General features: G+C 61.8%; 11 protein-coding genes. 7 read left to right on the top strand and 4 right to left on the bottom strand.

All coding sequences use genetic code 11. The features are described from left to right. Positions 1–459: 459 nt before the first annotated feature. On the top strand, positions 460–792 hold the full coding sequence (locus AACY42_RS04755; protein ID WP_339477047.1) for a DUF6124 family protein: 333 nt from the start codon (positions 460–462) through the stop codon (positions 790–792). Positions 793–977: 185 nt separating this feature from the next. Here AACY42_RS04755 and AACY42_RS04750 read toward each other — a convergent pair whose 3' ends face one another. Together AACY42_RS04750 and AACY42_RS04745 are read right to left on the bottom strand one after the other, a co-directional pair. Further along, positions 978–2,216 carry a M20/M25/M40 family metallo-hydrolase gene (locus AACY42_RS04750; protein ID WP_339477045.1) on the bottom strand — a complete coding sequence of 413 codons (1,239 nt, stop codon included), beginning with the start codon at positions 2,214–2,216 and terminating at the stop codon, positions 978–980. An 85-nt stretch (positions 2,217–2,301) separates the two neighbouring features. Further along, positions 2,302–3,387 (bottom strand): diguanylate cyclase, encoded by a 1,086-nt coding sequence (locus AACY42_RS04745; RefSeq protein WP_339477043.1) that lies wholly within the window; start codon positions 3,385–3,387, stop codon positions 2,302–2,304. Positions 3,388–3,660: 273 nt separating this feature from the next. On the opposite strand from AACY42_RS04745, the gene AACY42_RS04740 reads away from it, so the two are divergent. The 6 genes from AACY42_RS04740 (at position 3,661) to AACY42_RS04715 (ending at position 10,991) form a co-directional block, all read left to right on the top strand. Next, positions 3,661–4,590 (top strand): alpha/beta fold hydrolase, encoded by a 930-nt coding sequence (locus tag AACY42_RS04740; RefSeq protein ID WP_339477042.1) that lies wholly within the window; start codon positions 3,661–3,663, stop codon positions 4,588–4,590. Between the two features lie 193 nt (positions 4,591–4,783). Continuing rightward, positions 4,784–6,283 carry a glycolate oxidase subunit GlcD gene (gene glcD / locus AACY42_RS04735; RefSeq protein ID WP_339477040.1) on the top strand — a complete coding sequence of 500 codons (1,500 nt, stop codon included), beginning with the start codon at positions 4,784–4,786 and terminating at the stop codon, positions 6,281–6,283. Next, positions 6,283–7,341: a glycolate oxidase subunit GlcE gene (gene glcE, locus AACY42_RS04730; protein WP_339477038.1), complete on the top strand. Its 1,059-nt coding sequence runs from the start codon at positions 6,283–6,285 to the stop codon at positions 7,339–7,341. The genes glcD and glcE overlap by 1 nt, the downstream gene beginning before the upstream one ends. A gap of 161 nt (positions 7,342–7,502) precedes the next feature. After that, positions 7,503–8,723, top strand: a complete 1,221-nt coding sequence (gene glcF, locus AACY42_RS04725; RefSeq protein ID WP_339477035.1) for a glycolate oxidase subunit GlcF — start codon at positions 7,503–7,505, stop codon at positions 8,721–8,723. Between the two features lie 88 nt (positions 8,724–8,811). Next, positions 8,812–10,188 carry a 2-oxoadipate dioxygenase/decarboxylase HglS gene (gene hglS, locus AACY42_RS04720; RefSeq protein WP_339477033.1) on the top strand — a complete coding sequence of 459 codons (1,377 nt, stop codon included), beginning with the start codon at positions 8,812–8,814 and terminating at the stop codon, positions 10,186–10,188. Between the two features lie 284 nt (positions 10,189–10,472). Beyond that, positions 10,473–10,991, top strand: a complete 519-nt coding sequence (locus AACY42_RS04715) for an Hcp family type VI secretion system effector (RefSeq protein ID WP_339477031.1) — start codon at positions 10,473–10,475, stop codon at positions 10,989–10,991. A gap of 527 nt (positions 10,992–11,518) precedes the next feature. Here the strand turns inward: AACY42_RS04715 and AACY42_RS04710 are convergent. Together AACY42_RS04710 and AACY42_RS04705 are read right to left on the bottom strand one after the other, a co-directional pair. Continuing rightward, positions 11,519–11,692, bottom strand: a complete 174-nt coding sequence (locus AACY42_RS04710) for a hypothetical protein (protein WP_339477029.1) — start codon at positions 11,690–11,692, stop codon at positions 11,519–11,521. Between the two features lie 31 nt (positions 11,693–11,723). Beyond that, positions 11,724–11,966, bottom strand: coding sequence for a hypothetical protein (locus tag AACY42_RS04705; protein ID WP_339477027.1), 243 nt, complete (start codon positions 11,964–11,966; stop codon positions 11,724–11,726). Positions 11,967–12,022: the final 56 nt, after the last annotated feature.

Below are 12,022 nucleotides of genomic sequence, written 5' to 3'. Positions count from 1 at the left end.
CGCGGGTGCTGACACACCAGTGATAGCTACGGCCTCTTTCCCCGCGCGCACCCAATCTTAAGCCGAGCACTTGTTTGCTGCGCGACAGCGCAGCGTCGAAGACGCGGCGGGGACTCCCTCGCCACAAAAAGCTTGAATGTTTATCGCATTCCTCTCGACGTAGGAGCGAACTGCCTCACCTTGCGCCATTGCCTACAACTACGCCAGAATTCGCCGGCTTGTGCGCCTTGGGGCCAGGTTTTATCGTTTCCGGGTCGCTGACGAATCAGCGATCGGGTTTGGTAGCCCGGGTAAAACTAAGGCGCACGGCTCCGGCATATTTATTATGGCGGCTGTGCGCGGGGCGCCCTTGGGCGCGCTGGGTTTGCCTTGGTACCCGGTCTACCAACCTGCGTATAGCCGCCACCTAATGTTTGGTAGCAAAAGGTTGCGGCTCCAATTACCAAGGAGTTTCAATCCATGCTCAAGCCAACACCGAACCCACCGGATACTGATCCATCATCAAAAGCGTTCGACAAAGCCGCCGACCGCGCCCTCGACTACTACCTCAAGCCAAAAGCCACCAAAACCGAGGCTGAGCCAGGCCAACTCTTCACTGTCATCAACGGTGTCGACACCGAAACCCTGCTCGCCAACCTCAGCGAAAACCTGGCCTCGGCCAATGCCATGCTCGGCGACCTGGCCTTCGATCTGGAAGGCTCAAGGCGCCATATTGCCCTGGGCATCCAGCAATTGATCGAATTGAGTGGACAGCTGGCAAACCGAGCGTTGGACAACGTCGAAGCGCGCTAGCCGACTCACCCAAAAAACCTGTGGCGAGGGAGCTTGCTCCCGCTGGGCTGCGCAGCAGCCCCAAATGGGTTGACGCGGCCTTTCAGGCAGACCGCATCAGCCGGTTTTACGACTGCTGCGCAGCCGAGCGGGAGCAAGCTCCCTCGCCACAAGAGCCTGCGTATCCTTAAAGGACGGGCAGCGCTTTACCGCCCAGCCAACTCCATGATCATCCGCGACAACAGGTAAATCCGCGGCACCACACTCTCGACTTCGGCGTATTCCTCAGGGGTGTGAATGTTGCCACCGACAATGCCAAAACCATCCAGCGTCGGCGTGCCAACCCCGGCCGACAGGCTGGCATCCGCCGCTCCACCGCTGCCTTCTTCCGTCAGTTTGCGCCCCAGTTCGCCATAGATGCCTTGGGCCATGGCCATCAACCGGTCCGACTCCGCCGTCTGCGGCATCGGTGGCAGGCCGCGCTTGAGGCTGGTGGTGACTTCGGTGTCGGCGATCAGCTTGTCCTGCGACACCCGGGCCAGGTCTTTTTCGATGCGGTCGAACTCTTCCGGCACCGCCGCACGCACATCCGCCTTGGCGCTCGCCTGGTCGGGGATCACGTTGGTCCGGTCGCCGGCCTTGATCACCGTGAAGTTGATGGTGGTTTTCTTTTCCGCGTCGCCGAGCTTGCCCAGTTGCAGAATCTGGTGCGCGGCTTCCATCGCCGCATTGCGCCCCAGTTCCGGCGCGACACCGGCGTGGGACGCCTTGCCCTTGACCTCCACCAGCGCCGTGGCACTGCCCTTGCGCCACACCACCAAACCATCGGCCGGGCGACCCGGCTCGAGGTTGAGGGTCACGTCATGGGCCTTGGCGGTTCTCTTGATCAGGTCGGTGGCGGCGTCCGAGCCGGTTTCTTCGCTGGCGTCGAGCAGGAAAGTAATCTGCGCGTAGTTCTTGAAGTCCAGGTTCTTGAGCACCTTCAGCGCATAGATCCCGGCAACGATGCCGCCCTTGTCATCCATCACCCCCGGCCCATAGGCCCGGCCATCCTTGATGTGGAAGGGACGCTCGGCGGCCGAGCCTTCCTTGAACACCGTGTCCATGTGGGCCATCAGCAGGATTTTTGCCTTGCCGGTGCCCTTGAGGGTCGCCAGGATGTGCTGGGTGCCGTCCGAGTTAGGCACCTTTTCGATGGTGGCGCCCAACTTCGTCAATTCATCGATCGCAATATCACCGACCTGGGTCAGCCCCGGCACATAGCCTGAGCCAGAGTCGATGTTCACCAACCGTTCGAGCAGTTTCAGGGCCTCGCCCTTGTACTGTCCGGCGTCGTTCAGGACTTGTTGATGGGGCTGCGCGAATGCAACGGGGGCGAAGGCGCCGAGGGCCAGGCTCAGGCCAAGACTGACGGCCAGACGGGAGCGAAGAGCGGTCATCATCATGATTTCATCCTTGTTCCGTATCGAAAGAGTGCCATAGGCACCCTACCCGACAATGGGCCAAGGCTCTAGACCGCAGGTGGCCACCTCAAGGGGAAATGACCGATGCCTCCAACGCCTGCCGATGCCGGTAACACGTGACCCGGTTGCGCCCGCCGGTCTTGGCCTCGTAAAGCGCCTGGTCGGCATCATTGAGCCAATGGGTCGCATCGCCATAGGCCGGGTTGAAGGCCGCCAGGCCAATGCTCAGGCTCACCTTCAGCGCCGGGTTCTGTTCATAGCTGAGCGTCGCAAAGCGCTCGCGCAACCCGTCCATGGCCTGCACGGCGTTGTGAAGCGTCAGGTCCGGCAGAATCACACAGAACTCGTCCCCGCCATAACGCCCGACCACATCGGCGGCGCGCAGGTTTTGCTTGAGCATCTTGCCCAGCTGGCGCAGCACGATGTCGCCGGCGACATGGCCATAGGTGTCATTGATGGCCTTGAAGTGATCGATATCGATCAGCACAAGCGCGCCGCGCCCTGCCCCGTCATCTGGGTGACGCAAACAGCGCTGGAACTCCTCGTTGAGGCGATCTTTCCAGGCGCCATGGTTAAGCAAGCCGGTCAGGCTGTCGGTGCGACTCAGGGCCAGCAACTCGCGCTTTTGCCGGCCCAGTGCGTAGGCTTGGCGATAGCAGAACCAACCCAGCGCCATCGGGTACAGGCACAGCAACGGCAAACAGGCATAGATCTGTGCCGGGCTGGTCATGGGCACGCTGGTCAGCGGGAAGATCAGCACGCCCACGACAATGCCGGCCACTTGGGCCAAGGCCCCAATGAGCAGGAAACGCAGGCCACCAATGGAGACATTGTTCATCGCCATCATCGCCAGCGTGACGGCTGCGGGCAGCGGGTTGAACTGCATTGCCGCGACCCAGAAGCCGCCAAGCACCGCATCGATCAATAAATTGATGTGTTCGACGTGGTACGGCATCGCGCAACGCCGGGCCCACCAGTAGGACAAGTGTGGCCAGAGCAGGCCATGGAATAACATGAAACCCCAGACCCACAGCGCCGGTTCGAGGGGAAAGACGGCAGCACTCACCAACAGCAACCCCAACGTCAGGCCCAGAATGCGCGATATATAGAGCCTCCTGGCCAGCGTCCGTCCCTTTTTTCCCGTTTTTTGCATAGGAACCTCTGCACCGCGGGTTTCCCAAGTCATTGGGAAGGGGGGTAGCTTGGAGTCTATCAGGGCGACATCAAATAGCCACCAATGAATGCAGGGCGATTTATTCTTCTTCAAATACGCAACTCTGCTCGGATTTTGGCTATATATGACATGGAAATCCTGTAAGCCTTCAGAAAGGAGGCCTCTGGGCAGCGATGTTCCCGGGTTTCAGCTTCACTTATCACCACCTGATCCGTTCGATCACATTCTGTCATCGCCCATGGAGGGCAAAACATGCTGGTGTTGTGTGTAGTTCTTGCTGTACTTATCGCCTGGAGTTGGTTGACGTATCCCGGCATTGGCCATGTGATCTACGACATGAACATGGCCTTGGAGGCACGCCTTTACCGGTTACGCAAAATCACCGTGCCCATCAGCGAGATGACCGTGTCGACCTGGCAGGGTGGGCCTTATGAAGCGTCCGCCAGCATACTGATGCTGCACGGCTACAGCGGCGACAAGAACCTCTGGCTACGCGTTGCCCGGCATTTTGTCGGTGACTACCGGGTAGTGATCCCCGACCTCCCCGGCCATGGCGAAACCGGCTTCAAGGCCGGTGGCGGCTACGACATCCCGACCCAGGCCCGGCGGATCATCGAGTTGCTCGATGCCTGCGGCCTGGACAAGGTCCATGTGATCGGTAATTCCATGGGTGGGCATCTCGCCGCGTGGCTGGCGGCCACTTCACCCGAACGTGTACTGACCCTGGCGCTGCTCAATCCGGCCGGCGTCACCGCGCCCCAGCCCAGCGACATGGACCGCCAACTGGCCGCCGGTCGTAACCCGTCCCTGGTGCACTCGCAAGAAGAATTCATGCCGTTCTACGCAATGACCATGGCCTCGCCGCCCTGGGTGCCGGGCATGGTGATGGCGGCCGTGGCCGAACGTTATGTACAGCACCGTGAAGAACTGGCGGAGATCTACTCCGACTTTCGCGCCAGCCCATCGATGGAGCCTCTCCTGGCCGACATTCGCGCCCCTTCGCTGCTGCTCTGGGGCCGTCAGGACCGGGTGATCGATGTAAGCAGCGTGCCGGTGTGGAGCAAGGGCATCGCGGACTTACGGGTGGAAATCTGGGACGGTATCGGCCACCTGCCCATGATCGAACAACCGGGAAAAACCGCGGCGCTGTACCGTGGTTTTCTCAAGGAGTTGGGGCAGTGACGGCGATGCAAGGGATGAGTCCGTGGCGAGGGAGCTTGCTCCCGCTGGGTTGCGCTCCGTAGGGGTGCCGCAGGCTCGGGCCGCGTTCGGACGATCTTTTGATCTTGATCTATGGGATCTTTCGCTCAAGGTTCAATCGCCAGGGGAAAGATCGCAGCCTCGTTACACTCGTCAGCTACAGGGTATCGGCTTCATGAACATCCTCTACGACGAACACCTCGACGGCCCCTTGCCCAAGGTGGACAAACAGGCCCTGCTTCAAGCCTTGCAGGCACAGATTCCAGACCTGGACATCCTGCATCAGGAGGAAGACCTCAAGCCCTACGAATGCGATGGCTTGTCGGCCTACCGCACCACGCCCCTGCTGGTGGTCTTGCCCAGGCGGGTCGAGCAGGTCCAGGCGCTGCTCAAGCTCTGCCATGGGCAGAATGTGCCGGTGGTCGCCAGGGGCGCCGGGACCGGTCTGTCCGGCGGCGCCCTGCCCCTGGCAAGCGGCGTGTTGCTGGTGATGGCACGGTTCAACCAGATCCTGCACATCGACCCCGATGCCCGCACCGCACGGCTTCAGCCGGGTGTGCGCAACCTGGCGATCTCCCAGGCGGCGGCGCCGTTCGGGCTGTATTACGCACCGGATCCTTCGTCGCAGATCGCCTGTTCCATCGGCGGCAATGTCGCGGAAAACGCCGGCGGCGTGCACTGCCTCAAGTACGGCCTGACGGTGCACAATCTGTTGAAGCTGGAAATCCTCACCGTCGAAGGCGAACGCCTGACCCTGGGCAGTGAAGCCCTGGATTCGCCGGGCCTGGACCTGCTGGCACTGTTCACCGGTTCCGAAGGTTTGCTGGGGGTGATCACCGAAGTGACCGTCAAACTGTTGCCCCGGCCCCAAGTCGCCAAGGTACTGCTGGCCAGTTTCGATTCGGTGGACAAGGCCGGGCGGGCAGTGGCCGACATTATCGCCGCCGGGATCATCCCCGGTGGCCTGGAAATGATGGACAACCTGGCGATCCGCGCCGCAGAGGACTTCATCCACGCCGGCTATCCGGTGGAGGCCGAAGCGATCCTGCTGTGCGAACTGGACGGGGTCGAGGCCGATGTCCATGACGATTGCGAACGGGTCCGCCAGGTGCTGCAACAGGCCGGTGCCACCGAGGTGCGTCAGGCGCGGGACGAGGCCGAGCGGCTGCGCTTCTGGGCCGGGCGCAAGAACGCCTTTGCGGCGGTGGGCCGCCTGGCGCCGGATTATTACTGCATGGACGGCACCATCCCGCGACGCGCCTTGCCCGAAGTACTGCAGCGCATCGCCAGCCTCGGTGCCGAGCATGGCCTGCGGGTCGCCAACGTCTTTCACGCCGGTGACGGCAATATGCACCCCCTGATCCTGTTCGATTCCAACCAGCCCGGCGAACTGGAGCGCGCCGAAACCCTGGGCGGAAAAATCCTCGAACTGTGTGTCCAGGTGGGCGGCAGCATCACTGGCGAACACGGTGTCGGCCGGGAAAAAATCAATCAGATGTGCACGCAATTCAACAGCGACGAACTGAACCTGTTTCACGCGGTAAAAGCAGCGTTCGATCCCCTAGGCCTGCTCAACCCCGGCAAGAACATCCCCACCCTGCAGCGCTGCGCCGAATTCGGCGCCATGCACATCCATGGCGGGCAACTGCCGTTTCCTGAACTGGAGCGTTTCTGATGAGCCGCGAAGCCGACCAGGACGCCAGCGACCTGCTGCTCGAACAGGTCAATCACGCCCGGGCCAACGCCACGCCGCTACGTATCCAGGGTTCGAATAGCAAGGCTTTCCTGGGGCGCGAAGTGGCCGGCGAAGTGCTGGACACCCGCGTGCACCGTGGCATCGTCCACTACGACCCCACCGAACTGGTCATCACCGCCCGTGCCGGCACCCCGCTGCGGGACCTGCTGGCCGCCCTGGACGCCGCCGGGCAACGGCTGCCCTGCGAACCGCCGGCGTTCGGCGACGACGCCACGGTCGGCGGCATGGTCGCTGCCGGGCTGTCGGGACCGCGTCGCCCATGGGCCGGTTCGGTGCGCGACTTCGTCCTGGGCACACGCCTGATCAGTGGCCATGGCAGGTTGTTGCGTTTCGGCGGCGAGGTGATGAAAAACGTCGCTGGCTACGACCTGTCGCGCCTGTTGACCGGCAGTTTCGGGTGCCTGGGGGTGATCACCGAAGTCTCCTTGAAGGTCCTGCCCAAGCCCCGTCACAGCCTGAGTATCCGCCTGGAACTGGACAGCACCGAGGCCCTGGAAAAACTCGCCGAATGGGGCCGTCAGCCCCTGCCCATCAACGCCGCCAGCCATGACGGCGACTGCCTGCACCTGCGCCTGGAGGGTGGCGAAGGCTCGGTCAGTGCCGCTCATCAGCGTTTCGGTGGCGAGGTGATCGACGATCGATACTGGATGGCACTCAATGAACATCAGTTGGCCTTCTTCGATGAAGGCTTGCCCCTGTGGCGCCTGTCGTTGCCCAACCATACCGGGCCGCTCACCCTGCCCGGCACGCAGTTGATCGACTGGGCCGGCGCCCAACGCTGGTTGAAAACCGAGGCCGACACGGTGCAAGCCCTGGCCCATGAAGTCGGCGGCCATGCCACCTGCTATCGTCAGGGTGTCAGCGACACACCGTTCCAGCCACTGGCCCCGGCACTGCTGCGCTATCACCGGCAACTCAAGGCCCAGCTTGATCCCCAGGGGCTGTTCAACCCTGGCCGGATGTACCCGGAGCTATAGTGTCCTGTGTCGCAAATGCGTTCCTTCTTGACGAGTGGCGGTTGTCGTCAGGCAGGGCGCCGCGACGGGTCATGGCCCGCTATGGCGAGGAGCGGCAGCGCTGCATGACGGCAACAGACGCCGTCAAAAAGAAACAGCATCTGTGATACAGGACACTCCCTATGCAGACTCGGTTTAGTGAGGAAAGCAAAAATCTGCCCCGCGCCGAAGAAGCCGAACGGATCCTGCGCAGTTGCGTGCATTGCGGTTTCTGCAATGCCACGTGCCCCACCTACCAATTGCTCGGCGATGAACTGGACGGCCCGCGCGGACGCATCTACCTGATCAAGCAAGTGCTCGAAGGCCAGCCGGCGACGGCCAGCACTCAACTGCACCTGGATCGCTGCCTGTCGTGTCGCAACTGCGAGACCACCTGTCCGTCCGGCGTGGATTACCACAACCTGCTGGACATCGGCCGGGCGGTGGTCGATCACGCCGTGCCACGCCCCGCCGGCCAACGCGCGCTGCGCCTGGGGCTGCGAAGCCTGGCCGCCAGCCCCGAGCGGTTCAGGGCCCTGCTGCGTCTTGGGACGATCTTCCGTCCGCTGCTGCCAACGAACCTGACCGCCAAGTTGCCTCGCGCTTCCTCAGCCCACAACGAGCGCCCACCTCTCCGGCATCGGCGTACGGTGTTGATGCTCGAAGGTTGCGTGCAACCGGGCCTGTCGCCCAACACCAACACTTCGGCAGCGCGGGTGCTGGATCGACTCGGCATCAGCGCGATCCCCTGTGCGCAGGCCGGCTGTTGCGGTGCGCTGGATTATCACCTCGACGCCCAGGCCACCGGGCTGGATCGCGCCCGGCAGAACATCGACGCCTGGTGGCCACACCTGGAAAACGGCGCTGAAGCCATCGTCCAGACGGCCAGCGGCTGCGGCGCATTCATCAAGGACTACGGGCACCTGCTGCAACACGACCGCGCCTATGCCGCCAAGGCCAGGCAGGTGAGTGAACGGGCACTGGACCTGGTGCAAGTACTCGGCCAGGAACCGCTGGAACAGATCTGCGCGGCCAGGAACCAGCGCATCGCCGTGCATTGCCCCTGCACCTTGCAGCACGCGCAGACACTCGGCGGCAGCATCGAAGCGCTGCTGACACGGCTGGGGTTCAACCTCACCGAGGTGCCCGACGGCCATTTGTGTTGCGGCTCGGCCGGCACCTATTCGCTGACCCAGCCTACCCTGGCGCGGCAATTGCGGGACAACCGCCTCAATGCGCTGGAAAGCGGCCAGCCGGCGCTGATCGTCACCGCCAACGTCGGCTGCCAGAACCACCTCGACGGCGCCGGTCGCACGCCCGTGCGGCACTGGATCGAACTGGTGGATCAGTCCCTGACAGAATGAAGTCCTGAAGATTCTTCGTTTGCCGGGGCCTGCGAAGGCTGCGATCTTTCGTCCACTTTCCCACCGCCCTCGCCCAGGAATTCTTACGATGAGCTTCGTCAGCCCCGACCTGATCCGCCAACGCTTCTCCAGAGCGATGTCCGACATGTATCGCGACGAGGTGCCGCTGTATGGCGCCCTGATGAAGCTGGTGGAGCACACCAACGCCCAGGTGCTGGCCGAAGACCCGGCCTTGGCGGCACACCTGCGCAGCACCGGTGAACTCGAACGCCTGGACCTGGAACGCCACGGTGCGATCCGCGTCGGCACCGCCGCCGAACTGGCGACCCTGGGGCGTCTGTTCGCGGTCATGGGCATGCAGCCGGTGGGTTATTACGACCTCACGCCTGCCGGGGTGCCGGTGCATTCCACCGCCTTCCGCGCCGTGCACGAAAGCGCGTTGCAGGTCAGCCCGTTCCGGGTGTTTACCTCGCTGCTGCGCCTGGAACTGATCGAGAACGCCGAGCTTCGGGCCTTTGCCGAGTCGGTGCTGGACAAGCGGCAGATCTTTACCCCCGGCGCCCTTGAGCTCATTGAGCTGACCGAACGCCAGGGTGGCCTGACGGAAGCCCAGGCTGAGGACTTCGTCCTACAAGCTCTGGAAACCTTTCGCTGGCACCACAGCGCCACCGTCACCGCCGAACAGTACCGGCAACTGAGCGCCCAACATCGCCTGATCGCCGACGTGGTGGCGTTCAAAGGCCCACACATCAATCACCTGACACCGCGCACCCTGGACATCGACATCGTCCAGGCCCGGATGCCCGTGCACGGCATTACCCCCAAGGCCGTGATCGAAGGCCCTCCCCGCCGCCAATGCCCGATCCTGCTGCGTCAGACCAGTTTCAAGGCACTCGACGAACCCGTCGCCTTCACTGACCAGTCACAGTCCCAAGGCAGCCACAGCGCCCGCTTCGGCGAAATCGAACAACGCGGCGCAGCTCTCACGCCCAAGGGCCGCGCGCTCTACGATCAATTGCTCAACGCCGCGCGCGACGCACTGGGGGAGTTTCCCAACGAAGCCAACGCCGAACGCTACAACCGACTGATGGCCGAACACTTCGTCGCATTCCCTGACAGCCACGATGAGCTGCGCCGACAGGCATTGGCGTACTTCCGCTATTTCGTCACCCCCAAGGGCCTCGCCGCCAAGGGCGCCCTTGAGCACGCGGCCTCGCTGGAGCACTTGCTTGAGCAGCAATACCTGCGCGCCGAACCCTTGGTGTACGAGGACTTCCTGCCCGTCAGCGCCGCCGGCATTTTCCAGTCGAACCTTGGCGATGCCGCCCAGAGTCATTATGCCGGTCAGTCCAATCGTCAAGCCTTCGAAGAGGCGCTGGGCCTAGCGACCATTGATGAGCTGGAGCTGTACGCCCAGACGCAACAACGCTCCATCGATGAGAGCAGGACTGCATTGGGCGTGTAGGAACAAGCCGAAGGACAAACGGCAAAAAACTGCCTGACAGGCGTGCGTGCGGCGCGCCTTTCTCGGTCACCCGGCCCGGGTATCGCGATGTCTGATCAGGCCGCGAGGAGCTGCAATGAGCCGGGCAAGCCTTTGAGCGATTTCTCGCTTGCCTGCAGGGAGCCCCCCCAAAATAAAACATCAACCTATTGATATATATAGATTTTTAAAAAATGGCATAGCTCTTGATAACCGTGAGGCCACCTCGGGGCGACTCCCGTCCCAGGCCCTATCGTTAGCATCCATTGGCTACCCCCGCGTCTATGTCCGTTACAGGCACCAAACAAGTGCTGATCACTGCCGGTGCGTTTACCGCCGGTTCGGTGGGCAACACCTACCAAGAGGGTCATGAAGACCAAGTCATGGTGCAGGCTTTCGAGCACCAAGTGACCATCCCTCGCGACCTTCAGTCCGGCCAGCCAACCGGTCAGCGCATACACAAACCCCTGATCATCACCAAGGTATTCGACAAAGCTTCGCCCCTGCAGCTAGTCGCCCTGACCAGCGGCGAACGCCTGACCGAAGTCAAGATCCAGTGGTACCGCACTTCGGCTGCCGGCACCCAGAAGCACGACTACACCACCACGTTGGAGGACGCGATCATCGTCGATATCAAGGACTACATGCTCAACTGCCAGGACCCAGAGAACGCTCATTTCACCCATCTGGAAGACGTGCACTTCACGTATCGCAAGATTACCTGGACCCACGAAGTCAGCGGTACCTCGGGCTCCGATGACGGGCGTGCACCGGCCGCCGGTTGAATCGCAGGCAGCCGCTCACGCATCGGCCAGCTCTGCGGGTCGATGTGCCGTTGAAAATAATCGATAGCGGTTGATTCAGGATGGTGTTCGCCCAGTGCGATGGCCTCGGCAATCCATGCACTGGTAAAGAGCCTGACACTGGGCGAACGGGAACAATAATAATCGAACTTTTAGAATATGTCCGTGAGCCTGTTTAAATAATTATTCATTATTGCAACTGCCCCCACTCAAGCGCTGGAGCGTAGGGGCGTAGGGGCGTAGGAGCTGTCGAGTGCAACGAGGCTGCGATCTTTCCCCACACACTTGAATCTCAAGCGAAAGATCAAAAGATCAAAAGATCGCAGCCTCGTTGCACTCGACAGCTCCTACACAGAGTGCACACAACGCCTGTCTAGCCCGAGTTTGGGGGCTGCGTATCGCTGTACAAACAGTTATACAAAACATGGACAAGTAGACAAAGTTATCGGCAAAACAAAATTAAACAGTTCTGAAAAACTCTTTTTAATACCCGTCCGACGTGACGTCATTCAACCACGTCGACCGGTTTTCTGCGCATCGGTATCCCCTGCCTCAGGGTCGCCATGCCGTTGTTTGCGCTTGACCGGGTCATTGGGCCGCAAGGCGTCGTTATCGCGTTCCACTTCACCGGGCAATACCGGGGCGTCGGGGTTTTGCCAGGTTTGATCGGGGCGGTGCTGCATGGTGAACTCCTTGAACCTTTCAGGCCTGGAATCAGGCGTCGGGGTCGGCGACGGCTTCAGCGACATTGGTATTCGGGGAGCGCTGGTGCAGTTGCTCGGCCCGGGTCTTCAAGGCCTGCCACTGCGCCAGGTCTATAGCACCCTGACCGAACAGGTCATTGGCCACCCGCATCAGCTCGCTGAAGTGAGCATCGGGGGACTGCTGCCAGTAGGCCTTGTCGTCGAACAATCGCTGCCAATCGGCCAGCGACGCAAGTTTGAGGTCATCGCTCATGACGGGCTCCTGCGAGACATTCATAAACTATGAGGGTCGACGTTCGCGGGGAGTTC

Origin of the sequence: Pseudomonas sp. RL_5y_Pfl2_73, assembly GCF_963970515.1 — a bacterium.
Taxonomy (GTDB): domain Bacteria; phylum Pseudomonadota; class Gammaproteobacteria; order Pseudomonadales; family Pseudomonadaceae; genus Aquipseudomonas.
Note: the sequence above shows the minus strand (reverse complement) of the source record. Positions and strands in the feature narration are given on the sequence as shown.